The 23,639-nt window shown below is 62.9% G+C and carries 27 protein-coding genes and 3 pseudogenes; 13 read left to right on the forward strand and 17 right to left on the reverse strand.

Annotated elements, in window-relative coordinates; all coding sequences use genetic code 11:
* Nucleotides 1-46 precede the first annotated feature (46 nt).
* From GM910_RS15830 to GM910_RS15845, 4 genes are all read right to left on the reverse strand, one after another.
* Nucleotides 47-406: a hypothetical protein gene (locus GM910_RS15830; RefSeq protein ID WP_201285516.1), complete on the reverse strand. Its 360-nt coding sequence runs from the start codon at nt 404-406 to the stop codon at nt 47-49.
* A 30-nt stretch (nt 407-436) separates the two neighbouring features.
* Nucleotides 437-895 carry a hypothetical protein gene (locus GM910_RS15835; protein ID WP_159588886.1) on the reverse strand — a complete coding sequence of 153 codons (459 nt, stop codon included), beginning with the start codon at nt 893-895 and terminating at the stop codon, nt 437-439.
* A gap of 15 nt (nt 896-910) precedes the next feature.
* Nucleotides 911-1,399 (reverse strand): hypothetical protein, encoded by a 489-nt coding sequence (locus tag GM910_RS15840; RefSeq protein WP_159588888.1) that lies wholly within the window; start codon nt 1,397-1,399, stop codon nt 911-913.
* A gap of 197 nt (nt 1,400-1,596) precedes the next feature.
* A complete protein-coding gene (locus GM910_RS15845; protein ID WP_159588890.1) occupies nt 1,597-1,962 on the reverse strand; it encodes a hypothetical protein in 366 nt (121 codons plus the stop codon).
* A gap of 729 nt (nt 1,963-2,691) precedes the next feature.
* On the opposite strand from GM910_RS15845, the gene GM910_RS15850 reads away from it, so the two are divergent.
* The 7 genes from GM910_RS15850 to GM910_RS27640 all read left to right on the forward strand — a co-directional run bounded on the left by GM910_RS15850 (nt 2,692) and on the right by GM910_RS27640 (nt 9,311).
* Entirely contained in the window at nt 2,692-2,946 is a 255-nt protein-coding gene (locus GM910_RS15850) for a hypothetical protein (protein ID WP_159588892.1), read from the forward strand.
* Nucleotides 2,947-3,150: 204 nt separating this feature from the next.
* A complete protein-coding gene (locus GM910_RS15855) occupies nt 3,151-3,729 on the forward strand; it encodes a c-type cytochrome (protein ID WP_159588894.1) in 579 nt (192 codons plus the stop codon).
* Nucleotides 3,730-4,215: 486 nt separating this feature from the next.
* Nucleotides 4,216-4,758: a hypothetical protein gene (locus GM910_RS15860; RefSeq protein WP_159588896.1), complete on the forward strand. Its 543-nt coding sequence runs from the start codon at nt 4,216-4,218 to the stop codon at nt 4,756-4,758.
* Between the two features lie 195 nt (nt 4,759-4,953).
* Nucleotides 4,954-6,312, forward strand: a complete 1,359-nt coding sequence (locus GM910_RS15865) for an MBL fold metallo-hydrolase RNA specificity domain-containing protein (RefSeq protein ID WP_159588898.1) — start codon at nt 4,954-4,956, stop codon at nt 6,310-6,312.
* The gene (locus tag GM910_RS15870) at nt 6,309-7,850 is read left to right on the forward strand and encodes a thymidine phosphorylase family protein (RefSeq protein WP_159588900.1); all 1,542 of its coding nucleotides are present in this window, start codon (nt 6,309-6,311) and stop codon (nt 7,848-7,850) included. Before GM910_RS15865 ends, GM910_RS15870 begins: the two co-directional genes overlap by 4 nt.
* The gene (locus tag GM910_RS15875) at nt 7,850-8,758 is read left to right on the forward strand and encodes a ribose-phosphate pyrophosphokinase (RefSeq protein ID WP_201285517.1); all 909 of its coding nucleotides are present in this window, start codon (nt 7,850-7,852) and stop codon (nt 8,756-8,758) included. The genes GM910_RS15870 and GM910_RS15875 overlap by 1 nt, the downstream gene beginning before the upstream one ends.
* Nucleotides 8,759-8,888: 130 nt before the next feature.
* Nucleotides 8,889-9,311 carry a hypothetical protein gene (locus GM910_RS27640; protein WP_201285518.1) on the forward strand — a complete coding sequence of 141 codons (423 nt, stop codon included), beginning with the start codon at nt 8,889-8,891 and terminating at the stop codon, nt 9,309-9,311.
* Here GM910_RS27640 and GM910_RS27745 read toward each other — a convergent pair.
* Nucleotides 9,215-9,826 (reverse strand): TetR/AcrR family transcriptional regulator, encoded by a 612-nt coding sequence (locus GM910_RS27745; protein WP_343032993.1) that lies wholly within the window; start codon nt 9,824-9,826, stop codon nt 9,215-9,217. The two genes, GM910_RS27640 and GM910_RS27745, sit on opposite strands and share 97 nt — an antisense overlap.
* Nucleotides 9,827-9,947: 121 nt before the next feature.
* On the opposite strand from GM910_RS27745, the gene GM910_RS15890 reads away from it, so the two are divergent.
* Nucleotides 9,948-10,796 (forward strand): methyltransferase domain-containing protein, encoded by an 849-nt coding sequence (locus GM910_RS15890; protein WP_159588906.1) that lies wholly within the window; start codon nt 9,948-9,950, stop codon nt 10,794-10,796.
* Between the two features lie 149 nt (nt 10,797-10,945).
* Nucleotides 10,946-11,539: pseudogene (locus GM910_RS15895) on the forward strand (MFS transporter); the annotation flags it as partial.
* 344 nt (nt 11,540-11,883) lie between these two features.
* Here GM910_RS15895 and GM910_RS15900 read toward each other — a convergent pair.
* Nucleotides 11,884-12,087, reverse strand: coding sequence for a hypothetical protein (locus GM910_RS15900; protein ID WP_159588910.1), 204 nt, complete (start codon nt 12,085-12,087; stop codon nt 11,884-11,886).
* Nucleotides 12,088-12,315: 228 nt separating this feature from the next.
* Here GM910_RS15900 and GM910_RS15905 point away from each other — a divergent pair, with 228 nt between their 5' ends.
* Nucleotides 12,316-12,867 carry a Spy/CpxP family protein refolding chaperone gene (locus GM910_RS15905; protein ID WP_159588912.1) on the forward strand — a complete coding sequence of 184 codons (552 nt, stop codon included), beginning with the start codon at nt 12,316-12,318 and terminating at the stop codon, nt 12,865-12,867.
* A 465-nt stretch (nt 12,868-13,332) separates the two neighbouring features.
* Here the strand turns inward: GM910_RS15905 and GM910_RS15910 are convergent, their stop codons facing one another.
* Complete coding sequence (locus tag GM910_RS15910; RefSeq protein ID WP_159588914.1) at nt 13,333-13,881, reverse strand: Crp/Fnr family transcriptional regulator; 549 nt, start codon at nt 13,879-13,881, stop codon at nt 13,333-13,335.
* 74 nt (nt 13,882-13,955) lie between these two features.
* Between GM910_RS15910 and GM910_RS15915 the strand changes: the two genes are divergently transcribed.
* Nucleotides 13,956-14,558 carry a Spy/CpxP family protein refolding chaperone gene (locus GM910_RS15915; protein ID WP_159588916.1) on the forward strand — a complete coding sequence of 201 codons (603 nt, stop codon included), beginning with the start codon at nt 13,956-13,958 and terminating at the stop codon, nt 14,556-14,558.
* 423 nt (nt 14,559-14,981) lie between these two features.
* On the opposite strand, the gene GM910_RS27335 is transcribed toward GM910_RS15915, so the two are convergent.
* From GM910_RS27335 to GM910_RS15945, 7 genes and pseudogenes are all read right to left on the reverse strand, one after another.
* Nucleotides 14,982-15,353 carry an aminotransferase class V-fold PLP-dependent enzyme gene (locus tag GM910_RS27335; protein ID WP_246226179.1) on the reverse strand — a complete coding sequence of 124 codons (372 nt, stop codon included), beginning with the start codon at nt 15,351-15,353 and terminating at the stop codon, nt 14,982-14,984.
* Nucleotides 15,354-15,375: 22 nt separating this feature from the next.
* Nucleotides 15,376-15,471, reverse strand: a pseudogene (locus GM910_RS27340) (hypothetical protein); the annotation flags it as partial.
* Between the two features lie 114 nt (nt 15,472-15,585).
* The gene (locus GM910_RS15925) at nt 15,586-15,819 is read right to left on the reverse strand and encodes a DsrE/DsrF/TusD sulfur relay family protein (protein ID WP_246226181.1); all 234 of its coding nucleotides are present in this window, start codon (nt 15,817-15,819) and stop codon (nt 15,586-15,588) included.
* Nucleotides 15,820-16,020: 201 nt separating this feature from the next.
* Nucleotides 16,021-16,377: an SHOCT domain-containing protein gene (locus GM910_RS15930; protein ID WP_201285520.1), complete on the reverse strand. Its 357-nt coding sequence runs from the start codon at nt 16,375-16,377 to the stop codon at nt 16,021-16,023.
* A gap of 73 nt (nt 16,378-16,450) precedes the next feature.
* Nucleotides 16,451-16,900: an EF-hand domain-containing protein gene (locus GM910_RS15935; RefSeq protein WP_159588918.1), complete on the reverse strand. Its 450-nt coding sequence runs from the start codon at nt 16,898-16,900 to the stop codon at nt 16,451-16,453.
* Nucleotides 16,901-17,084: 184 nt separating this feature from the next.
* Nucleotides 17,085-18,383, reverse strand: coding sequence for an MFS transporter (locus tag GM910_RS15940; RefSeq protein WP_159588920.1), 1,299 nt, complete (start codon nt 18,381-18,383; stop codon nt 17,085-17,087).
* 2 nt (nt 18,384-18,385) lie between these two features.
* Nucleotides 18,386-19,126 (reverse strand): MBL fold metallo-hydrolase, encoded by a 741-nt coding sequence (locus GM910_RS15945; protein ID WP_159588922.1) that lies wholly within the window; start codon nt 19,124-19,126, stop codon nt 18,386-18,388.
* A gap of 73 nt (nt 19,127-19,199) precedes the next feature.
* On the opposite strand from GM910_RS15945, the gene GM910_RS15950 reads away from it, so the two are divergent.
* The gene (locus GM910_RS15950) at nt 19,200-19,868 is read left to right on the forward strand and encodes an ArsR/SmtB family transcription factor (RefSeq protein ID WP_159588924.1); all 669 of its coding nucleotides are present in this window, start codon (nt 19,200-19,202) and stop codon (nt 19,866-19,868) included.
* A gap of 74 nt (nt 19,869-19,942) precedes the next feature.
* Nucleotides 19,943-20,746: a nucleoside phosphorylase gene (locus GM910_RS15955; protein WP_159588926.1), complete on the forward strand. Its 804-nt coding sequence runs from the start codon at nt 19,943-19,945 to the stop codon at nt 20,744-20,746.
* 349 nt (nt 20,747-21,095) lie between these two features.
* Here the strand turns inward: GM910_RS15955 and GM910_RS15960 are convergent, their stop codons facing one another.
* The 3 genes and pseudogenes from GM910_RS15960 to GM910_RS15970 all read right to left on the reverse strand — a co-directional run.
* Nucleotides 21,096-22,304 (reverse strand): ZIP family metal transporter, encoded by a 1,209-nt coding sequence (locus tag GM910_RS15960; protein ID WP_201285521.1) that lies wholly within the window; start codon nt 22,302-22,304, stop codon nt 21,096-21,098.
* Nucleotides 22,301-23,287, reverse strand: coding sequence for a multicopper oxidase domain-containing protein (locus GM910_RS15965; protein ID WP_343032992.1), 987 nt, complete (start codon nt 23,285-23,287; stop codon nt 22,301-22,303). Before GM910_RS15965 ends, GM910_RS15960 begins: the two co-directional genes overlap by 4 nt.
* Nucleotides 23,288-23,449: 162 nt before the next feature.
* Nucleotides 23,450-23,639: pseudogene (locus GM910_RS15970) on the reverse strand (hypothetical protein); the annotation flags it as partial.

Raw genomic sequence — 23,639 nt, forward strand, 5'->3', positions numbered from 1 at the left:
ACTCCATTGCTGGATCGGGACAACGGCGGCGGTTTGCCTGCCATCGTCATAAGCCAAAGAACGCGGCGATGATCACGGCTCCAACCGCGACGCCGCCAACCAGCCAGCCGACGACTACACCCGGCCGGTTTTCCAAGCCGGGGGAGGTGCGGGCGACCAACAGCCCGATCACGATGAACAGGATCAGATCGATCAGCCCGTGGGTCACCCAGTGATGACCGGTAGCCGCCTTCATCCATGCCAGGACGGTGTCTTCGTTGCTTTCCTTGAGGACGACGAGAAGCGCGCTGAGCACGCTCGTGATCCCGGCCGAGACGGCGAAGGCCGCCGCATACCGGCTGACGCGCGATTCGCTGGCCATACTCGACGCGATCTCTAAGGGAGCATTCTGCTGTGTGGTTGACATGATGGGTTTCCTTTCTTTGTCCGGAACGGGTCACTGCGCGGCGAGCGCGACCTTGGCGCCCATGGCAATGAATGCTCCAGCACCTTCCATCCCGAGGCCGAGGGCGACGACGATGGCTGAGGACCAGTAGACCAACAGGCGCGCCGGCCGGTTCGACTTCAGGTCGGCGAACGTTGCGATCGGCAGAAGCGTTGCGACGAGCAGGAGCGAGAGGAAGACGTGCTCCTTCGCCTCCATGAAGAACTCGTGGGCGAACGGCCAGGGTCCCGCCTTGATCAGGGCTTTGTCGGCCGCGTAGTTAACGACATACCAGTAGCCGCCGACGACATAGGCCAGCCAGATGAATGCCGCCGACAAGAGGGACGCGGTTCGGATGCGGCCGATATTGTCTGCGGAGGCATTGAGGGTTTCTGCGAAGACCCAGACCGCGGCGAGAACACCGAGCACGCCGACGGCCGGGTGGATCATCAGTATGAGTTCTTTCGACATGTTCCTCTCCCGGGCTCAGGATTTGGGATTGGGTTCCGTCAGCTTGAAAACCAGGAAGGCCGACAAGCCGAACAGGAACTTGGAGATGAAGCTGACGGAGTAGGGTACGGCGGTCACGAATGCCGGGCTCAGGGCCGGCAGCAGGACGAGGAAATTGAATGCCCAGACGGTGGCCAGGGCTCCGACCGTGACCACAAGCTCGCCGGGCCACGAGCGCATCCTTAGAGGGAGCGCATTGAGGCCGGCGCCCACAATGATCCCGAGCAGCGCGGCGAGGACCATGTGGACCGCGATGCCGACGGTCACCGTGTCGAGGATTCCGTAGGCACCCACGGCTTCGGCAACGCCGCGTGCGATCTCTGCCACATCCGCGTGCGAGTTCGCCGAGTAGGCCCAGACCCACAGGATTTCGGCCAATCCGCCCGCCGTACCTGAAAGAACGCCGAAAACGACCAGCCGGTTGTCGGCGGTCTTCGCCACGGCTTTGGACTTCTCTGTATTCATGCTGTTCACTCCTATTCTCGGAAAGCGGAACGAAGCCGTTGAGCAGTCGCGCAGGTGATGCGCTCTTGATCCGCGAACGACGGGATATGCCCAGTCTCGCCCGGATTACCGCCGGAAGCCCGGAGCACGGACTTGCTTCATCACGCAATTGCCGCTCGCCCCGACGTGGACAGCCATGAGGCTGCACCTTCTTCGGGTCAGACCAATCTGGGAGGGGGAACTGGAATCCGCACGAGCCGGAATGCGCCGTGCTCGTTTGCCGGCGCCGTCTGGTTATCTTCGACGCTGGCGCCGAGAACAAATGCATGTGGCAGAACCGCTGGTGCATGGTGGCAATGGATCGAAGTTCCGCAGTCGTCCTTCGTATCCAAGGGTCCGGATTGAGACCCGATGGCATCAGCGGTATGGCTGACGGTCACAGTCAGGGCGTGTTCGATGTTTTCAGCGGGGAACGACTGGACGGTGATCGCGACGGAGAAAATGAGCGCGAACAGTGCAACAAATGCCCCCATCCGTCTTGGCGGGGCGGATCTGTTCGCTCGATATGCTGCAGTCCAGAACATCACAAGATCCATTTGATCTCGTAAAATTCTAGCTGGCGAACCTCATCGGGCATTGATGTTGGTCAAATCTGCATTTTGCCGGTCTTTCCGGTTGCGAGGAAGCGTGCGATCAAAAAGCGAAGGATGAACCGGGAAAGTTGCGATTGAGCGTGTAGGACATGAAAGCCTCCGTGTATGTGGATGTCGGTTATTTCCGCAGGTATTTCACCAGGGCGGCGATCGCGAGGACCACCAGGACGGTGACGAGCAGCATGCCGAGGCCGCCCATTCCGTATCCCGTCATCATTGTAGCCTCCTGAAATCGAGGACCCCCCGAAGGACGGAACCTGGCTTGGCCAGGTTCTGTCGCGAGAGTCCGTTGTTGCCAGCACCGAGGTGGCCATCGCGCATTATCGGCGTTCGCTGCTGTCCGGGCGAGCCGATAGCGTACGATCACAACCAATCTGATCGTCTTTGTGAAAAAACCAACTCAATTGCTCCCACGCCGACTCCAGATAAGGTCCGGGCAGCGTCGATCGTTTACCGGTTCGTATCCACCGCTCGCCATGAACACACCGACACACATGATCATCGGGCGCGCTCTGCGAGCGGGAGGTTTTCGGATCGCGATTCTTTTCCGAAAGCTGGCAGCGGGTCTTTGCGATCGATCACTGTTTTGCGGTTTGGGGTGTCCTTCTCCTCGCGGGGGTTCTGCTGACCGCGGGAAAACCCGCCCTGACGGACATGGTCATGACCGAGGGGCTCGACCGTAACGAGGTGCTGGCGCTGGTCGCCGCCGTGGAAGAGTACTCGGAACATCCGATAGGCACGGCGATCGTGAATGCGGCACGCGCTGAAGGGGTGGAAATCCCGGAGGCGAGCGAATTCAGCTCCATGCAGGCGATGCGCAATACGCTGGCAGACCTGGTCGCCGCCTGCGCCGGCGACCACCGTCCCGACTGCCCGATCTGGCGACCTCGTCTGTATCGGACTCCAGGGAGATAGCTTAGGCCCGCAAAAGTGCCACGCTTGAAGTTCCGGTGCGCCTCCCGTGCCGCATAATTGATGTCCATCAAAGCTCAAGCCGGTGAAGGATGTAGGCTTTGCCCGTTACGTGGCCAAAGAAATCCAAGTGATATGGGACGACGGTCGCAGTTTGTGCACATGTCTCCATCTCACACGGTAGGCCACCAATCGACGGAGGACACCATGGCACGCCTTGTCCGGGGATCACTGACCATATCCGTGATGTTGGCTGCACTTGCGATGACGCAACCCGCCAACGCTCACGGGTCCGATGAACACGCCGCTTCGCCGGAAACCGATACGATGGTGGGGCGTATGCGCGAGATGCACGAGGGCCATGAGCACGGCCATGACTTCGCGGCCATCGAGTCAATGGCGCCGGAGGACATGCAGCGCGTCATCCGGGTCATGACGGATATCGGCCTGGCGGTTCCGCCAATGGATGCCCATCGCGGCCGCGAGCTCTTCATGGCCAAGGGCTGCGTAGCCTGCCATCAGGTCAATGACGTGGGCGGAGAAATCGGTCCCGCGCTGAACGCCGCCGACATGCCGTCGCCGATGAATGCCTTCGAATTTGCTGCCCGCATGTGGCGCGGTGCCGGCGCGATGGTCGGGATGCAGCAGGAGCTTCTGGGCGAGCAGATCAACCTCACCGGACAGGAGCTTCTCAATCTCGTCGCCTTCGCCCACGACGAAGCCGAGCAACGGGAGGTGTCGAAGGACGACATACCGGCCGAGTTCAGGGAGTTCACCGACTACTGATCGGCACACCATCAGTTCGACTGGCGCCCCGGTTTCTCGGACCGGAGCGAGAGACCTCATCTCCGATTGATCAACGATCATTATACGCAATTTGAGATGGCGCGAGCCAGGAGCACGCATGGCCGCATCCCCTCCCACCAAGAAGACCATTCTCGTCAATGGTGTGCCGCTGCCTGACGCACTGGACGAATAGATGATCCGTGAAGTGGTCCATGGTTTCTACCACGCGATCCGAAACGACGATCTCCTGGGGCCGATCTTCAACAACGCAATCCAGCCGGACGCGTGGCCGGCTCATCTGGCGAAGATGTGTGACTTCTGGTCATCCCTCCTGCTCAGGACTTCCCGCTGCAATCCCACGGTCGTTCCGTCCTTACGCTCATCGGAGAACGGGCATGCGGGAGGTGGCCGGAGGTGCCCGGCCGACGAAACAAGGCTCCTGCAATTTAATCTCGGTCAAAGACGGTTGAGCGGAAGCGCCGCCAAATGGGTAGCATGCATACGCATGTCACATCAATCAACGGCGAACGGATTAGCGTAGCACCGAAGTCGACTGCCGTCGAACGGGTCGGGCAGCCCAAGGTCGCAAAGCTCCAGCTGAACCCGGATGGATCGCTTGTGGAACTGGAACCTGGCGACTGGTTCGTGTGCTTCGTTTCCGGAATCTACAAGCAGTGGTGGCACCCGTTCGTTCATCGTCGGCACAAGCACGTCTTTGCCATGCGCCCGGCCGAAAACTGCAAGTGGACGCTTTTTGAGCCGTGGTGGACGCGGCTTCTGACCGCGACCATTACGAGCGAACAGGCGAAGAAGTTTCTGCGCTGGGGTGCTCTTGGAGATGTGCTCCTGGTGCGCGAGGCGATCCCTGGCAACGCCGGCCAGTTCCGCGGCTGGATGAACTGTGCTGCTCTTGCCGCGTATCTGCTCGGTCGCCCGTACTTGGGTATGGACACCGCATGCCCTCTACCGGCGCCTGATCCGCGAACCGAATGTCTGCCACGTCGACGTATCCGAGTTGCTGCAACGTGACCTCTCGGAAGTCGGCGTGGCGGGGTCGCGGACGATTGAGGCCTGTGACGAATGCCGGCCTGACCATCCCAAGCGCCGCCCGGGCGCGTCGAAACCGTTCTGCATGAACTGCGGCCGCGATCTCGTGGACCTGCCGGCAATGGCGGGGAAGTAAATGGCCCAGATCCGTATAGCGACCAGGAGAGCAAGCATCCGATGAATCTGAAATTCCTCGGCGGTGTCGGAACCGTCACGGGCTCGAAATACCTCCTTGAGTTCGACGGAGCCCGCGTGCTCGTCGACTGCGGGTTGTTTCAAGGTTTCAAGCAGCTGCGCCTGCGCAACTGGGCGCCGTTTCCGGTCGATCCCGCGAGCATCGATGCGGTCATCCTCACCCACGCGCACCTCGACCATACCGGCTACCTGCCCTTGCTCGTCAGGAACGGTTTTTCGGGACCGGTCATCTGCACGGAGGCGACGCGCGATCTTTGCGCGATCCTTTTGCCCGACAGCGGCTTTCTGCAGGAAAAGGACGCCGACTACGCCAACCGCCACGGCTTCTCGAAGCATCATCCGGCACTGCCGCTTTACACGCGCCGCGACGCTGAAGTGTCGCTGGCGCGGTTCGCACCCGTGCCGTTCAGGAAGGAACGTACGGTTTCGGGCGGACTTTCGGTCCGCTTCCTGCCGGCGGGACACATCCTGGGGGTGGCGATCGTGGAAGTGAAATATGCGGATCGCACCATCGTCTTTTCGGGCGATCTCGGCCGGACGAACAGCGCGACGATGCTCGACCCCAGCCCGGTCAGCCATGCCGATTATCTTCTGGTGGAGTCCACCTACGGCAATCGTCGGCATGAAAAGCGGGATCCGGAGGAAGCCCTTGCCGATGTGATCACTCGTACGGCGGGTCGTGGCGGAACGGTGCTTATCCCCGCCTTCGCTGTCGGGCGGGCGCAGACCCTTCTGTTCCATCTGCAGCGCCTCAAGGAGATGCGACGCATTCCCGACATTCCCGTTTTCCTCGACAGTCCCATGGCGGTGAATGCCAGCGAGGTGTTCTGCAAGCATCTCGGGGACCACCGACTGACCGCCGATCAGTGCAGGTGGTCGTGCAACGTCGCGCACTATGTGCGCGAAACCGAGGAGTCGAAGGCACTTGATCGGGATCCGATGCCGAAGGTCATCATCTCGGCGAGCGGTATGGCAACCGGCGGTCGGGTTCTGCATCATCTCAAGCGCTACGCACCGGATGCGCGCAACACGATCCTGTTTTCCGGCTTCCAGGCCGGCGGCACGCGCGGCGCGGCCATCACGGCCGGAGCGGAAAGCGTGAAGATCCATGGTGCGCAGGTCCCGATCCGTGCGGAGGTTGACAACCTGCACATGCTGTCGGCACATGCAGACGCGGACGAGATCATGCACTGGCTCGGCAACTTCGCCGAACCGCCGCGCATGACCTTCATCACCCATGGTGAACCGGAGGCCGCGGACGCGCTGCGCCACAGGATCGAGAGTGAGTATGGCTGGGCCTGCTGGGTGCCCGAGCACCGGGAGGAGACCGTCCTCACATGAGCACAAGGCGCATCGGCGACACGAAGCAGCCAGTCCCGGACTCAAACGTCTTGCGTGCGCGGCGGCTGGGCATAGACACGCAATACGAAGCGGTTGTCTTCATGCACAACGACTGTCCGGTCTGCCGCTCGGAAGGCTTCACCTCCCATGCCCGCGTGCGCCTGACGCATGGCGGGCACACGGTCATCGCGACGCTCTACCACACCACGGGTGATCTCCTTTCGCGCGATGAGGCGGGCCTGTCGGATGCCGCCTGGCGGCGGCTCGGCCTGCGTGACGGCGAAACGGTGACGGTGAGCCATCCTCGCCCGCTGGACTCGCTGAGGAGCGTGCGCGGCAAGGTCTATGGACGGCGGCTCGATGCGGGTGCATTCAAGGAAATTGTCGGCGACATCGTCGCCGGCCGTTATTCGGACATCCATCTTTCCTCCTTCATCACGGCCTGTTCCGCGCGGCCGCTCGACCACGACGAAACCGTCGCGCTGACGAAGGCCATGACCGAGGCCGGCGACCGGCTGGCCTGGGACACGCGACCGGTCGTCGACAAGCATTGTGTCGGCGGTCTTCCGGGAAACCGGACCACCCCCATCGTTGTGGCGATCGCAGCCGCCTGCGGTCTCACCATGCCAAAGACCTCCTCACGCGCCATCACGTCGCCCGCTGGAACGGCGGACACCATGGAGACGCTGGCGCCGGTCGATCTCGACCTTCCGGTCATGCGGCGGGTGGTCGAGCAGGAGGGCGGGTGCGTGGTATGGGGCGGCGCGGTGCGGCTGAGCCCCGCGGACGACACGCTGATCCGTGTCGAGCGGGCGCTCGATCTCGATAGCGAGGGCCAACTCGTGGCCTCCGTGCTGTCGAAGAAGATCGCCGCAGGCGCCTCCCATGTCGTCCTCGACCTGCCGGTGGGGCCGACGGCGAAAGTGCGCGGCCCAGAGGCCGCGGCGGCCCTGTCGCAAAGCCTTGTGGCAGTTGCCCGCGCGTTCGATATCGAGGCGCGCGCGATCATCACGGACGGGCGTCAGCCGGTCGGCCGCGGCATCGGGCCCGCCCTCGAAGCGTGGGATGTCCTGGCTGTGCTGCAAGCTGCGCCGAATGCCCCGCAGGATCTGCGCGAACGGTCCGTCGCTCTGGCGGCGACCCTGCTTGAGCTCGGCGGAGCCGCGGCGGAGGGCAGGGGCGCCGAGCTTGCCACCCGCACGCTCCATGAGGGTCGGGCGTGGCAGAAGTTCCAGCGTATCTGCGCGGCACAGGGCGGGATGCGCGAGCCGCCAAGAGCGGCCCACCGCAGTCCCGTCCTCGCGGTAAGGAGCGGAAAGGTCACCGCAATCGACAATCGCCGCCTGGCCAAGGTGGCCAAGCTTGCCGGGGCGCCGGACGACAAGGCCGCGGGGGTCGAACTCCACGTCCGCCTCGGTGCAACGGTCGACGCCGGCGAGCCACTTTATACCGTGCACGCCGAGGCGCCGGGTGAGCTTGCCTACAGCCTCGACTACGTGGCGGCGAACGCAGACATCATCGAGGCGAGGGAAGCGTGATGCGGCCACTCATTGTCACGCTGCGCGAAGGCGAAACGCTCGCGAAGCCACTGGCGGAGGCTGTCGGCGGGGAGGTTGCTTGCGTCGAAGTCCGTCGCTTCCCCGACGGCGAGACCTATCTAGGCTACGATACGGCTCCTTCGGGGAGGTCTGTCCTGCTGCTTTGCTCGCTCGACCGGCCGGCCGACAAGTTCCTCCCGCTCATGTTTGCCGCCGACACGGCCCACGACCTGGGTGCGGCATCGGTGGGGCTCGTGAGCCCGTATCTGGCCTATATGCGGCAGGATCGGCGTTTCCGGCCAGGCGAAGCGGTCACCTCGACCTATTTCGCCAGGATTCTGTCCGGTCACGTCGACTGGCTGGTCACAGTCGACCCGCACCTTCATCGGCACAGTTTACTCTCCGAGCTGTACGACATGCCGGCAGTGGCATTGCACGCAGCACCGCTGATCGCCGAGTGGATTCGTCAATCCGTAGAGCGGCCTCTTCTCGTCGGCCCGGACGAGGAGAGCGAGCAGTGGGTGGCCGCGGTCGCGCGCGAGGCACGCGCGCCGCATGTAGTGCTGCGCAAGATCCGCCGTGGGGATCGCGACGCCGAGATTTCGGTCCCGGACATCGATGAGTGGCGCGAGTGCACGCCAGTGTTGGTCGACGACATCGTCTCGACCGCGCGTACGATGATCGAGACGGTGCGCCATCTCCTGCGTGTCGGCATGCGGCCGCCCGTATGCGCTGCGGTACACGGCCTGTTCGCGGGCAACGCCTATCAGGAGCTGCTCCAGGCTGGCGCGGCACGCGTCGCGACGTCGAACACCGTCGCCCATGCTTCCAACGCCATAGACGTCACTGGACTGCTTGCGCGCGCGGTTCGCGGCATGCTCGCGAAGACCTTGCCTCGACGACGCTAAGCAAGGAAGAACGGGGACTCACCATCGCCATGATCGGCGACGGCGTCAATGACGCGCCGGCGCTCGTCGAATCCGATCTCGGCATTGCGATCGGCGCCGGCACCGAAGCGCCATCGAGTCGGCGGACGTCGTGCTGGTGCGCAACGATCCCAGGGACGTTTTCGCTATCCTGGCGCTGTCGCGCGCGACCTACGGCAAGATGATCCAGAACCTGTTGTGGGCGACCGGCTACAACACCTTCGCCATTCCGCTTGCGGCAGGCGTTGCCTATTCGTGGAGTCTCCTGCTGACGCCGGCCCTCGGCGCGGCCCTCATGTCGCTCAGCACCGTCATCGTGGCCATCAACGCCAAGCTCGTGGAGCGGGCTCGGAGGCTGGTCGCCAGCACCGGCGAGGATGAACATGTCGATGATGATCGGTGTCGGGCGGTGTCTATGAACTCTGTCGCCGTTCCGGCCTATGCGTGGGCCTGTGACGTAGCCTGCTCGGAGCCGGTGAGCGGCAATCCGGCCGTGGCAAGCTTCTGGAAATGGTCGTCAAGTTCGACGGGCTGAAGGGGGTACCCGCTTTCGACCCACCAGCCGAGAAGGGCCAGGAACGCTCCTGTCAGGAACTCGACCGCAATTTGATCGGGAATGCCGTCGGGCGTTCGGCCCGCAAGCTCGCAACGCACGGCCTTTCGTACTTTGTCGCGGAGCTGGTCGTGGATGGCGTCGCGCCGATCCGCAATCAAAGCCCTGTGCAAGGGTCCGAATTCGAGCGCATGCTCGAACATCGGCAGGCTGAAGGCGAAGGCTTGGTCGCCCTCATGCTGCGATCCGCGCGCCCGCCCAATTTTCTGGAGGTGGTCCTCCATCGTTGCCTGACGCAATGCCTCCTTGTCCTCATAGTGGGTGTAGAAGGTAGACCGCCCCACATTGGCGCGGGCGCAGATTTCTTCCACTGTAATCGCAGCGAAACCCCGCTCAGGGATCAACTCGACGAGCGCCTGCTTCAGCAAGGCGCGCGTGCGAGCCACGCGCCGGTCGATCGCGACCGGCCGGTCATTCGTGCGACTTTTCGTGTGCATTTCCACTTCGCCTGTTCGGTTGCAGACAGCGGCCTTCACGATGTCTAGGAACTCTGATTCCAGACATACTGTCCAGTATCATACTGTGCGTCCAGTATCTCAACCAATCGGGAGAAAGATCATGCATGGACTGCGGCACGTACATGGACCCTCGGCCGGCTCAAGGCTCGGTCATTTCCGGATCATACTTGTCGCGAAGCTTGCCTTCGTCATCGCCCTGCTGGCTTTGGTGCCTTACTGGACCGGACTGCTGAGCTGGGCCGTGGCCTTGCATGCTGTACTTGTCGCGTTGCTGCTCGGTTTAGGGGCGGTCGCTCTGTTCCGTCACGGCATGGCCACCCAAGGAAGCGCGCATGACGACGCGCACGGCAATGCGGGCATCACGATCCATGGCGCCGCCTTCTACGACCTGGTCGCATCGGTGATGACGCTTGGACGGGAGCGGCGGCTGCGTGAAGCGATGCTCGGCGTCGTGCGGCTACGGCCGGGTGAGGCAATGCTTGACGTCGCTTGCGGCACGGGTACGCTCGCCATCGCTGCCGCGGGCGAGGTAGGGGCGTCGGGAGAGGTCGTCGGCGTGGACGCCTCGAAGGAAATGCTCGAACGGGCGACAGTCAGGGCGCGACGTGCGGGAGTGGTGGTGCAATTCAGACAGGGCACGGCCCAGTCCCTTTCCTTCCCGGATGCACACTTCAACGTAGTGACGGGAACGCTGATGCTGCACCATATTTCCCCCGAGGCGCGGGCGGCCTTCGCCCGCGAAGCGCGGCGCGTGCTGAAACCGGGCGGTCGCCTGGTGCTGATCGATTTCGGCGTGGCGAGCGGAGCGGCCAAGCTGTTCGGCTTTCATTCGCATGGCGGGGTCGATCCCGACCATGCGGCGGCAAGGCTGCAGGAAATCGGCTTCGCGGATGTGCGTGTCAGCGAGCTGGGGATGATGGGACTATACGCCATCGAGGCAAAGACATGACCGAGCCGGCAACTGAGCAGGAGATAGGTTGTACTATCCTCACTTGGGGATAGGATGCTGCAATGAGACGATCGGCCGACTGCCGCATGGCAAGCGCGACTCCGTCGACGAGTTCATGGAAATTGCCAAGTATTTCTGATGCTCGCGATGTGCAAGCCCTCTTCGGATTGGACCGACAAGCAACGGCGCTTGCGCTCGCGGCATTCGGCGGCGGTTCGATGGTCGCCGCGCTGGCGCTTCCCAGGCTGCTCGAAGCGATTCCGGATCGCAGGGCCATGTTCCTTGGCGCGGCACTGCTCGCCGGGGGCACGCTGACGGCTGCGGCAGTGCCGGACTATGAATGGCTGCTACCGCTGTGGTTCATGATTGGATTGGGTTATTCCACAGCGCAGATCCCTGCAGGCCGTCTGCTGCGCCGATCGTCGAAATCCGAAGATCGTCCGGCCCTTTTTGCCACGCAGTTCGCCCTCTCGCACGCATGCTGGCTGATCGCCTCTCCGCTGGCCGGGTGGGCCGGCACCTCGATCGGCCTGCCGGCGACCGCGGTTCTGCTTTCTGCCCTTGCCGCGGCTGCAATTGTGATCGCTTCGCGTGTATGGCCTGCCGGCGACCCGGAAATCATCGAGCATGGGCATGACGATCTTCCAGCCGATCATCCGCACCTGAAGGGAGCGCGGCGCAACCGCCACGCGCACGCCTTCGTCATCGACGACCTGCACAGGGCGTGGCCTATGGGGGGCTGACCGATCGATCGGGTGGGAAACGTCATCGCGCTTGCCAGGCTGTTCGGTGTCGCATTCGCGGAGTTTCCAGCCCTTCATTGATGCAGATCATGGCTTCATCGAAGCTACAGGCCACTTTGCAGGCATATCAATCACGGCAATCCCAACGCGGTAAGGAGTGTAGACTGATGATGGATGGATTTGGAGGCATGGGGTTCGGCGGAATCGGAATGCTGCTCATCCTGGTGTTGGTGGTTCTGGCGATTACGGCGCTGGTCAAATACCTGCGCAGCTGAGTCCCGGCGGACGCGTTGTGTCACGCTCTGGCGAAACCTGGTTGCTTGGCGGATATGGCGATGTCGGCCTCAAGACGGCGTGCAGACTTTGCGACATCCGGCGATCAGGCGGAAATCACCGCCTTGATGACCGCAGCCACCACCGTGTCCGCGCTGGGTTCCTCCCGAGGCGGGGTCGTTCACTCCGATGCGATCCTGACATTCGATGATGCGGCTCGCCTTCTTGCGGCCCATCTGCCTGAAACGGCAATGTTGCTGAGCTTCGACAAACAAGTGAGCGTCTCTTCTTTGAAGACACTTCTTCCAAGCGCGGAGCAAGGACAGGCAGCAAGTTGCCGAAGACTTTGCGAGTGTCCCGCGGAGCCGGCTTAAATTTGCTCCGCCCGACTAAAGCGTCTCTCTGCCGCTTGTCCCGCCGTTTGAATTGACGGGGATCAATGCGGCGGAACGCCCGTGTCTTCATCTTGTGGTCGATAGTGGCTATACAAAGTGGAGGCGACAATGCCGAACTGGAAGAAGGCGCTTTTGGCAGGAGCCGTGGTCCTGGCAGCGGCCGGGCCGGTGTTTGCCCATAGCAGTGACTGGCAGGAACGCAGGTCCGGTTGGGGCATGGGCCACATGATGGGTGGCTGGGACGGTCCTGGTCCGATGATGGGCTACTACCGTGGGCGCGATTATATGCTCGACCGCGTCGACGGCCGACTGGCTCTCCTCGAGACCGAACTGAAGATCACCGAGGAGCAGGCTCCGATGTGGAAGGAGCTGTCCGACACTATCCGCGCGTCGGCCAAGACCCACAACGACGCGATGGAAGAGATGATGGAAACCTTCCACAGCGATGATTTCTGGGACAAGCCGCTGCCCGACAGGCTGGTCTTCCAGCAGACGCACATGGAAGCCCGCCTTGGGGAGATAAAGGCCGTCAGGCAAGCCGTGGACAAGTTCTATGCGGTGTTGAGCGACGAGCAGAAGAAGGTGGCCGACGAAATTGTCCTGCCGACCATGGGAATGGGCCCTTGGGGCGGCTATGGGTCCGGAATGATGATGCGGTAGGGGTACCGCAAGCCCACGGCGCCGACGCGAGCGAAGGGCAGGCGGTTGCGATGAACAACCCTGAAACATCGGCCGTTTCCCTGATATGGTGATTGGTTCGTAGCGTGCTGCGCCGTCTTCTCTCACACAGCTCATCGCGTTCTGACGAACTATACGCTGGTCGACACGGGGACAAAGGTTTCGCTGGCTGAAACCCGAGATCACGCCTTCGTGCAGGCCATGGAGACTGAGGCGGGAGCGCTACGCTCCGGCGCACATCTAGAGACGCTCCCAAGCCTGGGAAACCGGCTTATGGTGGAACTGGCGGTCTACACCGCCGCCTGCGACCGCACGTTGCGGCGCATGTGGGTGAGAATATCGTCGCCCTCGCGGGCGACGGCTTGCGCGGGCACTATAGCCGTCCACACACCCTGTCTCATGGCGATCCCGTGTGCGACATGTGTTGGATAGCACACGCACCCGTAACTAAGCGGAGGGCTCGGCCCTGATCCCGCGCCGTCGTTTTCCCAACTCGCGGTAGAGCGCCTCGCGGCTTACACCCAGTTCGGCCGCAAGTTCCGTCCATGTCCCTTTTTCGGGCATTGTCCTGCTTTCGCCGAGCCAGGCATCCAGACGTTCGGCGACGGTCCGCAAGGTTCTGATCTCAGCTCCCGTTCGAGCAGACTGCACAGCACGGGCCAGATACGCTGCCCAGGCGTCCGCAGCACCCTGATTGCCGTTGAGTCGGGACCGGAACGTCACGACAGGAATGCAGCATATCGTCGAATTGGCGTTTGCCCGTGCATCGCAGTGATAGACATCCGAATAGGCGGATGCTTCCGCCACCACCTGGCCTCGTCGTGCCGCCTGCAGGCGCAATTCCGTTCCCATGCTGGTCTGGCGGATCAGTCCGATCTGGCCTTCGATCACCAAAAACATCTGATCGATGCGATCACCCGTGTGAAAGAGCGGCTCGGATGCGGCGAGTGTGCGCCTGAACCCGCCATCGAAGAGCTGTGCGATACTATCAGACATGATCTCTATCATATGCGTTGAGTCGGATATGTGCCACCGGTGGACACCTCAACAACAGCGAATGGAATCCTCCGATGCAACGCTACTTACTTCCCACAGTCCTTTCTCTGTTGATCATGACTCCCGCCGGACTTCAGGCGCAGGATCATCGGCACGCCAGGCAGGCATCGCCGTATGCCGGCTTTGAAACCCGCAAGATCAAGAGCCTTTCGGAAGAGGACATCTCCGAATTGAAGAAAGGAGCCGGATGGGGATTGGCTCTGGCGGCCGAACTCAACGGCATTCCCGGCCCGTCCCACCTGCTGATACTGAAGGACGAACTCGGCCTTTCACCCGATCAGGTGACCAGGATCGAAGCGATCTATTCCGAGATGAAGGCTGAGGCCATAGCCGCCGGCGACAGATTTATCGCAGCGGAACGAGCAATCGAGAAAGCCGTCGTTGGAGGTCGGTTGGACGAGCGGCAGCTCCGTGTGCTGGTCGAAAAAGCAGCTGCTGCGCGCGCTGATTTGCGCTTCGTTCATCTTTCGCGGCACCTTTCGACGCCACCTCTTCTTACCGAAGAGCAGATCGAGCGATATAAGGCCCTGCGAGGCTATGCGTCCTTATCGCCGCCCGCCAACATTTCCGAAGATCACGGCGCGAACATGGAGAGGCTGCACGGAAAACATGACTGACCTCTCGAAGCGCAGACATCGCTGAACTATTGCGCCACTGCCGCGAGATAATTCGGCAAGGGTCTGGTTGCCGTCGCGCTGCTTCAGTTGGTGCAGACAAGCGCGCAGTAGGCCATGTCCTGTTCGATGAGCTGGTGCTCGCAAAACCCCGTCCGGCTGGGGAGGCAACTTGCGCCGTAGCGCAAGCCGATCCGGACGACTGAAACAGGTCGGCTTGAGCCATTCACTATGCGCCGCTCAAACGACCGGCAACTGGCGCTACTTTGATGTTCCTCCTGTCTTGGAATGCCCATCGTGGTGTTGCGCGTGTCATGTCTGTAGTCTTTTTGTGCCTTCACTACAGGTCGGCGACACTGGAACTAGAGGGGACTGGGCGCACTCTGGAACGAAGTGTTGAGAGCAAACTTGGATTATGTTGGCTTATCATGCTGCTGCCTGGAAAAGCCCCTGCTGATATCGACGGTTGCGAGCCCCCTGTACCTTTTCATGTTGATGCGCCGGTGTGAGTTGTAGACTGGCGTGACCGGGCCTTCCCGTCGGGAGCAACCCAAAGCCCCCTGTGCCGCGAGCACCTGTTGCGGACTGGTGCCCCGGCGGGACGGTGCGCGGAGTGATGGCACGGCGCACGGCTTCGGGATCGACCCGACCCGTCGAGTCGACGGGCAGATAGGTCACCGTCGCGCCAAGCCGCTCGAGAAACCGGCAGGAAGCGAGAACGGCGGGGTGCTCGACGGCGGTGGTGACGATGTGCTCGCCCCTTGTGCCTGAGCGCGAAGAACGTACCCTTGATGGCAAGGTTGTTGGCCTCGCTGCCGCCGCTTGTGAACACGATCTCGTCGGGCGCCGAGCCGAGCAGCGTGGCGACCTGGGCGCGGGCGCGCTCCAGTGCGGCCTTTGCCGGCGTGCTCGCCAATGGCCGCTGAACGGATTGCCAAAGACTTCGTCGAGAAACGGCCGCATTGCCCTTGCCACCGCCGGATCGATCGGCGTGCTGGCGTTGTGGTCGAGATAGATCTGAGCCATCGGATCAGAACACCAGCACTTTGTCGGCGGCGATGGTGGCGGCCGCGAGTTCGTTCATAGTGCTGCGCCTTACGCCAGCCATGATGTCGGCTTCAGTCAGGCCGCGCGCGTCCATGCAAGTGCCACACAGCAAGATCTGTCCCTTGCCGGCAACCACCCCCTTCAGCATGCGCTCGACATTGTAGTAGCCGTCGGGGGTCTTCTGACCGGTCTTTGCGGCCACCACGGCGTCGGCCATCAGGAACACTGTGACTCCGGTTCCAGGCTCGTTCTTGATGAGAGCAAGAGCCGGCGTAGGCCGTTGTAGCACCGCTCGGTGCCATAGGGCGGGTCATTCAGGATGAACAGGATCTGCACAGGTGTCCCTTTCTTCCGTTCTTCGAACGCGCCTCGATCAAAAGGCGACTTCCGCAACCATCAGCCGTGCGACGAGCCCGCCCTATTCGCCGAGAACGCGGCGCCGCTCCTCGAACTCGTCTTTGTCGATCTCGCCGCGCGCAAAGCGCTCTTTGAGAATGTCGAGCGGCGTGCGGCCCGGCGGCGTGTGATGCGGTGGCGCTGTTGACTGCCACGGGCCGCCGACCCAGCGGACGAGAAGGACCACGGCTGCGATCAGCACCGCGAGAAAAAGGATCATGAACAACGGGCCGAAAATCATCGCCCAGCCTCCACCCCACCACATCATATGAGGGGCCCAAGCGTACCGTTCGGCGTCCGAAGGTGCCTGAGCCCACAGAGCGCTTGGCGCAAGGACCGCGCCCGCAGCGACGAACATCGGAACCAGAACCTTTTGCATTGGTGATCTCCATCATGGATCAGCATTGGATAGGCGGCGCGGCCGCGAAGCTCGCCCCGTGCCCGCCGCGCGGCTACTCCCGCAAGAAGGTCTGAACCTCCTCGGGCGTCACTTTGCCGTCCTTGTCTGCGTCGACCTTGTCGAATATCCGCTTTTGGATAGTCGTAATCTCCTCGAAGGAGAGCCCGCCGTCACCGTCCGTGTCGGCAATGGCGAACATGATCTTCATCATGTGCCCGCGCATGCGCATCATTGGCATGCCTCCCATCATCCCTTGGCCCATCATCCCCTGGCCCATCATCCCCTGGCCCATCATTCGGGGAGGCATCATGCCGGGTTGGCCAGGCTGCGTGCCTTGGCCTTGTCCAGCCGTGTCCCCGGGCTCGGCCGGCGGCGTCGCCTGTGCGAGCGTCTCGGGATGGTGCGGATCGGCCGCGGTTGTTTGCGCGGCAGCACCGGTCGTCGCGCCGGTAGCGATGATGGCAGCGAGCGCGGTCGTGCGTGTTAGTGCAGTCAACGTCATGGGAACCTCCTTGCCTCTAGAGGGCTCTGCAGAGCCCATTCCAGCCCGCTGGCGGCTGCGGCTTCGATACGCAAAAGCCGGTAAGCCGCAGCCGCGATCTGAGTTGCAGTCTAGCCCAAAAGCGAGGCGGCGACTTTGCGCCGGATCAACTGCTCGGCCAGTCGGACTTCGATCCGCCGTATCGTCATGTTGCCCGCCTCGAGGACGGATGCGGCTCCGTAGGCGTGCGCGAAAGATCAGGTTCGCGCATCACGAGGGCCACGACCAACCCAGAGAGAAACGTCAGGGCGGCGATAGAAGCGATTGCGTACGAGAGCCCAAAAAAGTCAGCAATAAGGCCCGCCGACAGCGCCCCGATCGCGTAGCCGAGATCCCGCCAGAACCGATAGACGCTGAGCGAGCGGGCGCGCCAGGTTGGATGCGAGGCGTCAGAGACGGCCGCAATGAGGCTCGGGTAGACCATGGCCGTCCCCAGCCCGAGCAGCAGGCTGCCCAAGAGCCACCACTCGAACTGGCGCGTTGCGGCCGTGAGGAATAGGCCCGCGGCTTGCACCCACATGCCGGCGACGATCAGGCCCTTGCGCCCCCAGCGGTCACTCAAGGGGCCGGTTGCGATCTGCAGGATGCCCCAGGTCGCGGGATAGATCGCCTTAAGGATGCCGATGCGCTCGACGCCGAGGCCGAAGGAGGCGAAGAACAACGGGAAGATGCCCCAGCTCATGCCGTCATTGAGGTTGTTGACGAGGCCGGCCTGCGAGGCTGCGAAGAGATTGCGGTCCTTGAACGATGTGAGCGCAAAGACTTCCCGAAAACTGATCGGCGCAGCCTTCTGCGTGTATGAGGAGGCCTCCAGCCGGACATGGTCTCGCGTATCGCGCACCAGCAGGATCGACAACGCGGCTCCCAGGATTGCATAGCCGATGCCAAGATAGATCGGCGCCGGGCGCAAGCCATATTGCGAGGCGAGATAGCCGGTGAGAAACGCGGTCATGCCGACGGCGAGATAGCCGGCGAACTCGTTGAGGCCGACGGCCAAGCCGCGCGACTTCGGTCCGACGAGGTCGACCTTCATGATCACCGTCATCGACCAGGCAAGTCCCTGGTTGATGCCGAGGAGGGCGTTGGCGGCGATGACCCATTCCCAGCTCGGTGCCCAGATGATCATGAAGGGAACTGGCAGGCCGACGAGCCAGCCGAGGACCAGAACGCGCTTGCGCCCCCAGAGGTCGGCAAGTTGCCCCGACACGAGATTGGCGAAGGCCTTCACCACGCCGAAGCTGACGATGAAGGAGACGACGAGCGTCATCGAGGCGATGCCGAATTCCTCCGAGCCGATCAACGGCACGACCGTGCGCTCGATCCCGACCATGCCGCCGACGAAGGCGTTGATCAGGACGAGCAGCGCGAACTGCGGCCAGTTCTCTCTAAGGCCCAGCCTGACTGTCGAACTCGCTGGCTGACGGTCCGATGTCGCCTCTCTCATGGTCAGGCCGCGGCAGCCGTGTGGCCGGAATTGGCGGCCCGGATCTGCGCGGCCTGCGGCGGGGCCGGCGGAATCTCGGCGAGCATGAAGCGGATGAACTCGTCCTCGTCCTCGATTCCGAAAGCCTCGTTGTGGCGCTTTTCGAAGCCGATGGTGGACCAGGGTTTGCCGCTCAAGCGCCGGCCACAGACCGAGCCGGCATAGGCCCCGGATAGGATCTCGACATGGTCGGGAAGAGCCCTGAGGCGGCCGGCGCTCCGGAAGAGGTCTTTGGCACCTTCTTCGGCGCTGACCGCGAGCTCGGTGCGGCCGAGATCGCCGACCATCAGAGTGTGGCCGGTCAAGACGAACCAGGGCTCGTCGGCCCGTGTGCGGTCGCTCACGAGCAGGCAGATGTGCTCGGGCGTGTGCCCGGGCGTATGCATGACCGTCGCGCTCACGTTGCTGAGCGGCAGCACGTCGCCGTTGTGGACTCCATTGAACGGGAACGAGACGTCGGCCTCGGTCGACAACACGTACTTCGCACCGGCAGCCTCGGCGAGAGAGCGGCCGGCTGAGAGATGGTCGGCGTGAACATGCGTGTCGATGACGAAGTGAATGCGCATGCCGGCGTCCTCGGCCGCGCGCAGGTAAGGCTCGATGTCGCCGACCGGATCGATGACGGCTGCGGCCGCCTTGCCGCCGCAGCCGAAAAGATAGGAAATGCCGACCGGATCTGTGTGAAGGAACTGGCGAAGGATCATGGGCTTGCACTCCCTGTTGCGAAGGGCTAGAAACATTCAATCATTCCGCTGAATGTTCCACTGAGGAGCTGCCGTGTCAAGCACCGGACCGAAACAAGCGATCTACGAAAGCCTTGCCGAGGTGGCTCAGGCGCTCGGCCATCCGCACCGGCTCGAGCTTCTGGAGCACCTGGCGCAAGGGGTGCGCAGCGTCGAGGAACTCTCCGCGCGAGCCCATCTGAGCTTTGCCAACACGTCGCGGCACCTGCAGATCCTGCGGCGTGCGCGCCTCGTCGAGACGGAGCGCCGCGGCAAGCATGTGCTCTACAGCCTCGCCGGCGATGCCGAGGTCGTGGCGCTGATCAAGGCGCTCGGCCGTGTCGGGGAGCGAAACGTGGCCGAGGTCGACCGCGTCATGGCCGACTACTTCCGAGCGCGCGATGCGCTGGAGCCGGTATCGCGAGAAGACCTGGTCTCGAGGCTGCATGACGGCATGGTCACGGTTCTCGATGTACGGCCTGATGATGAGTTTGCGGTCGGACATCTTCCTGGCGCACTCAACATCCCGCTGACCGAGCTGGAGCGCCGCTTAGGCGAGCTTCCGGCAGATCGGGAAGTGATCGCCTATTGCCGCGGCCCTTATTGCGTTCTCTCGTTCGAAGCGGTCGCGGCGCTGCGCGAGCGCGGTTATCTCGTCCGACGGCTCGAGGACGGCTATCCCGAATGGAAGGCTGCTGGGCTGCCGGTCGAAGCGGTCGCCTGAAACAAACACGCGGGGCCAGTCCTATGGATCAGAAAGCAAGCGAAACGGGAAGTGAGGGCGCGGCGTGGCCGGTCATGAACGGAAAGGACCATGCGTCTCCCTCGATGTTCCGGCCGGAGGCGCTGTTGCGCGAGGCGCGCCGGCAGAAGGGGCTGCCGTTCATGACCGTTCCCGCGGTGTGTGTCCTCGATCCCGACGGCGATGTCGTGCGGCACCTCAGACGAACGGGTGCGGGGCGAACCCATGAAGGGTGGGCCTGCTACCACACCGAGCTTCTTGCCTTCGATCTCGACGGCGTCGGCGAGATCGGCATCATCGGCTGCGCGGTGGGTGCTCCTTTTGCGGTGCTCGTGGCCGAGCAGCTTTTTGCGTCCGGCTGCCGCCTGCTCGTCAGCGTCACGTCCGCCGGCCGGATCACCGACAAGGGAGCGACGCCCTACTTCATCCTGATCGACCGCGCCCTGCGCGACGAAGGCACGAGCTACCACTATCTTCCGCCAGCCACCTTCGCCGAAGCCTCCGACGCAGGGCTCCTCGCTCGCGTCGAGGGGGCTTTGTCAGGTCTTTCCGGGGTCGCTGTCCACCGCGGTGCGACCTGGACGACGGATGCGCCCTATCGCGAAACCGAGAACGCGATTGCGTCTGCACGGGAGCTGGGCGCGCTCGCTGTGGAAATGGAGGCCGCCGCCCTGTACGCGTTTGCAACCGCGATGAACCGGTCGGTTGTCTGCTTTGCGCATGTAACGAATGCCATGGCGCAGACTGAAGGCGACTTTGAAAAAGGCGAAGCGGACGGAACCACGGCAACGCTTGCCGTCATCGCGGCAACGGCGCGCGCCTGTGTGGATTACTCACGAGGCGGTGAAAAGCGTGATTGAATTGTTAGCCAGCCCCACCACTGACGAACCTAGTGGTCTGACCCAAACAGGTGGTACCCATCTGTTTGGAGAAGTGAGCCCACAAGCTATTGATCTGGTGGGGCGACTTGTCCTGACAGGTGGGTACCATCTGTCAGGATCGCACCACTAGGCGGTAAGTTCATTCAGCTGATCATCATCCCTATACGATCTCGCAGCAGCGGAAGACGCGCGGACGGTGGGGTTTTGACATCCCCTGGTGTTGCCACGAATGCGAGGAAGTGCACAGGAAGCGGACATTCTCGGCATATCCGCGCGGCGCCGGAGGAGGAGATACTTGTAGAGCCTGGCCCGCCGCCACGGCTTGCAGTCAGAACTTCACCAGTATGGCGGTGCCGTACATGAACGCGACACCGAAGGCGAGGCCGGACAGGACGGGCCAGGAGGAAAGCGCTGTGGCGCCACGCCCATCGTACTTCATCAGATAGGCCGTGACTTCGACGACAACCTGAAGGATCGCGCCCGCACCGATCGCAAGCGCCAGCGCTGACCATTGAGGCGCATAGGCGAGGCTGCCAAGCCAAAGCCCGAGCACAGCCGGGCCACCGGCGAGCAACGTCAGCGCGGGAAAGGTCCACAGCGCCGGGCGCGCCTTCAGCATCGGTGCCGCGATGCCGATACCCTCGGTGATGTTGTGAAAGGTGAAGCCGAGCACAAGGAATGTGCCGAGGCCGGCCGCGCCCGACGCGAAGGCAGCACCGATGGCGAGCCCCTCGCCGAGATTGTGCAGGCCGATGCCGAGCGCGATGAATGCCGCCAGAGTCACGCCGGCCGGTGTTCCGCCGCGGCGGCCCGCCGCCATGAGCAGGAGGAAGCTTGCCGCGGCCGCGAGAACCACCATGGCCTGGCCCTGGAAGATGGCGGCCGCCTCGCTTGCAAGCTCCAGCGCCTCGCCCGCGGCGTCAACCATAAGGAAGGCCAGAAGCCCAACCGTCATGGCGAGGAGGAAGTTCATGCCGCGGCGTCCGACGCCGCGCAGCGCGGGATAGAACATCAATCCAATGGCGACAGGCACGATGCCGACGAAGATGCCCAGAAGCGCTTGGCCGCCGAGGCTTGCCGCATTGGCAACCGGCGTCGGCACAGCAACAGCAATCTCATGCTCGAAGGTGGCGCCGGTATTCGTGATGACCTTCACCGCATGCGCCTCGCCGGGAACCCAGGGGTAGGATAGATGAATCCAGGCGGTCTCTCCCCGCGCGAGCGAGCCGGACGGGCTCTGGGTAAACTGCCAATAGGCTTCGTCGACCTGCACCTGGGCGATGGTCATCGGTTCCGACCCGCCGGCGCGGACGAGAACGTCGATGCCATCGGATGACAAAACCGTCCGCTCGAATGTCAGGTTCTCCACCGGCGGTGCGCCGTTGTCGAAGTGGCGCAACGGATCGGCCGCAACGAGCCAGCCAACCGCAAGCGCAAGAACGGCGAGCGGCAGAAGAAGCCAGAGTAGGGCTGCGCGGGATCGCGGCGCTTCGCCCGGGGCGGATCCTGCTTCGGCGAGCGGACGTGCCTCGTTCATGCCACCGCCTCCCGGACGTCGAAGAAGCTCATCCAGCCCAGTTCGGCGAACTCCGACTGGTGCGCGTGAAACATGTAGAGCCCCGGCTCGTGGTCCTTGAAGGAAAACTCGAGAATGCCGCGCTGCGCCTGGCACTGGGTGATCGTATCGACGGTGCGAAGCGTCGGCGTCAGCGTCGTACCGTGATCGTAATAGTCGAAGAAATTTCCGTGGAGATGAAAGGAATTGATCGGATCGAACTCGACGGCGTTTGTGAGGTAGACGCGCACCGGCTTGTCACGCCGTATCGGGATCGGCCGCTTCATATATGCATGGGCAACGGTGTTGACCGCGTAGATTTCGTTCTCGTCGTCGAAATTGGTGTCGAAGCCGTTCATCACCATCGCCAGTTCCTGCCACTCGGCGTTCTCCGGCGAGCCCAGCAGGCGGGAACGGACGACGTCTGTGTGCTCCGGGTGAAGCGTGGGATCGGGGTCGACCACGAACAGCCCGTAGAGCCCCTTGTGGATGTGCCGCTTCAGGGGCAGCGCGTGGCAGTGGTAAAGGTGGCAGCCGAAGGGCTTAGCGTCGAACTCGTAGACGAACTCCTCGCCGGGCGCGATCACGCCGGCGCCCGGAATCCCGTCCATGCGCGCCGAATGGATGCCGTGGAAGTGGATCGAGTGGGGGTGTGAGCCGTGGTTGCGGAAGACGACATTCAGCCTCTCACCCTCGGTCGCCCGCAGCGCCGGCCCAGGAACGCGGCCATTGTAGGTCCAGGCCGGAAACATGATACCGGGCGCGATCTCGATCTCTTTGTCGACGGCCTCGATCTCGAAGGTGCGCAGAATGCGCCCGTCCGGCAGGCGCGAGACCGCCCCCGTCTCCCATTCGGTCAGCATCTTTGCCGTATCGAAGCCGTTCTTCGCTTCATCGACCTCTCCCACGGTCATCATCGCTCCGTGGTTGGAGCCGTGGCCGGAATTATGGCCTGAACCAGCCATCCCTTCATGCGGCTTGTCGCCAGCATATCGGGGCTGATTGACCTCTTGGGTACGACCTGCCGCCGCAGCGACGGCGGTTCCGCTCGCCGCCGCAAGACCCGCCCCTAGGACGGTACGCCGGCTCAATCGCGTTCGCAGCCAATCGGCAAGTTCCAGCATTCGTTAATCCTGCAAATGAGAATGATTTGCAAAAATAGCATGAAGATATGACTGACGACAAGTGCCCGCCGGATCGGCGATCGCATGGGCACATGAAACGGGTGCGGCCTTGACGGCGAGCAGATAGTCGGCGCCGGCATCTCTGATGGCGGTGGCATTGGTGGCATTGGTGGCGATGGCATCGATGGAGACG

Origin of the sequence: Chelativorans xinjiangensis, from assembly GCF_009812055.1 — a bacterium.
In the GTDB taxonomy this organism is placed as follows: Bacteria; Pseudomonadota; Alphaproteobacteria; order Rhizobiales; family Rhizobiaceae; genus Chelativorans; species Chelativorans xinjiangense.

Excerpts from the sequence above, each read along its gene's own strand:
- GM910_RS15870 (WP_159588900.1), top strand. The coding sequence starts at position 6,309 with ATGAGCACAAGGCGCATCGGCGACACGAAGCAGCCAGTCCCGGACTCA.
- GM910_RS15955 (WP_159588926.1), top strand. The coding sequence starts at position 19,943 with ATGAACGGAAAGGACCATGCGTCTCCCTCGATGTTCCGGCCGGAGGCG.
- GM910_RS15835 (WP_159588886.1), bottom strand. The coding sequence starts at position 895 with ATGTCGAAAGAACTCATACTGATGATCCACCCGGCCGTCGGCGTGCTC.
- GM910_RS15845 (WP_159588890.1), bottom strand. The coding sequence starts at position 1,962 with ATGTTCTGGACTGCAGCATATCGAGCGAACAGATCCGCCCCGCCAAGA.
- GM910_RS15875 (WP_201285517.1), top strand. The coding sequence starts at position 7,850 with ATGCGGCCACTCATTGTCACGCTGCGCGAAGGCGAAACGCTCGCGAAG.
- GM910_RS15840 (WP_159588888.1), bottom strand. The coding sequence starts at position 1,399 with ATGAATACAGAGAAGTCCAAAGCCGTGGCGAAGACCGCCGACAACCGG.
- GM910_RS15945 (WP_159588922.1), bottom strand. The coding sequence starts at position 19,126 with ATGATCCTTCGCCAGTTCCTTCACACAGATCCGGTCGGCATTTCCTAT.
- GM910_RS15935 (WP_159588918.1), bottom strand. The coding sequence starts at position 16,900 with ATGACGTTGACTGCACTAACACGCACGACCGCGCTCGCTGCCATCATC.
- GM910_RS27745 (WP_343032993.1), bottom strand. The coding sequence starts at position 9,826 with ATGCACACGAAAAGTCGCACGAATGACCGGCCGGTCGCGATCGACCGG.
- GM910_RS15860 (WP_159588896.1), top strand. The coding sequence starts at position 4,216 with ATGGGTAGCATGCATACGCATGTCACATCAATCAACGGCGAACGGATT.
- GM910_RS15960 (WP_201285521.1), bottom strand. The coding sequence starts at position 22,304 with ATGAACGAGGCACGTCCGCTCGCCGAAGCAGGATCCGCCCCGGGCGAA.
- GM910_RS15830 (WP_201285516.1), bottom strand. The coding sequence starts at position 406 with ATGTCAACCACACAGCAGAATGCTCCCTTAGAGATCGCGTCGAGTATG.
- GM910_RS15905 (WP_159588912.1), top strand. The coding sequence starts at position 12,316 with ATGCCGAACTGGAAGAAGGCGCTTTTGGCAGGAGCCGTGGTCCTGGCA.
- GM910_RS15930 (WP_201285520.1), bottom strand. The coding sequence starts at position 16,377 with ATGCAAAAGGTTCTGGTTCCGATGTTCGTCGCTGCGGGCGCGGTCCTT.
- GM910_RS15850 (WP_159588892.1), top strand. The coding sequence starts at position 2,692 with ATGACCGAGGGGCTCGACCGTAACGAGGTGCTGGCGCTGGTCGCCGCC.
- GM910_RS15965 (WP_343032992.1), bottom strand. The coding sequence starts at position 23,287 with ATGGCTGGTTCAGGCCATAATTCCGGCCACGGCTCCAACCACGGAGCG.
- GM910_RS15855 (WP_159588894.1), top strand. The coding sequence starts at position 3,151 with ATGGCACGCCTTGTCCGGGGATCACTGACCATATCCGTGATGTTGGCT.
- GM910_RS15925 (WP_246226181.1), bottom strand. The coding sequence starts at position 15,819 with ATGGCCGACGCCGTGGTGGCCGCAAAGACCGGTCAGAAGACCCCCGAC.
- GM910_RS15890 (WP_159588906.1), top strand. The coding sequence starts at position 9,948 with ATGCATGGACTGCGGCACGTACATGGACCCTCGGCCGGCTCAAGGCTC.
- GM910_RS15865 (WP_159588898.1), top strand. The coding sequence starts at position 4,954 with ATGAATCTGAAATTCCTCGGCGGTGTCGGAACCGTCACGGGCTCGAAA.
- GM910_RS15940 (WP_159588920.1), bottom strand. The coding sequence starts at position 18,383 with ATGAGAGAGGCGACATCGGACCGTCAGCCAGCGAGTTCGACAGTCAGG.
- GM910_RS15915 (WP_159588916.1), top strand. The coding sequence starts at position 13,956 with ATGCAACGCTACTTACTTCCCACAGTCCTTTCTCTGTTGATCATGACT.
- GM910_RS15910 (WP_159588914.1), bottom strand. The coding sequence starts at position 13,881 with ATGTCTGATAGTATCGCACAGCTCTTCGATGGCGGGTTCAGGCGCACA.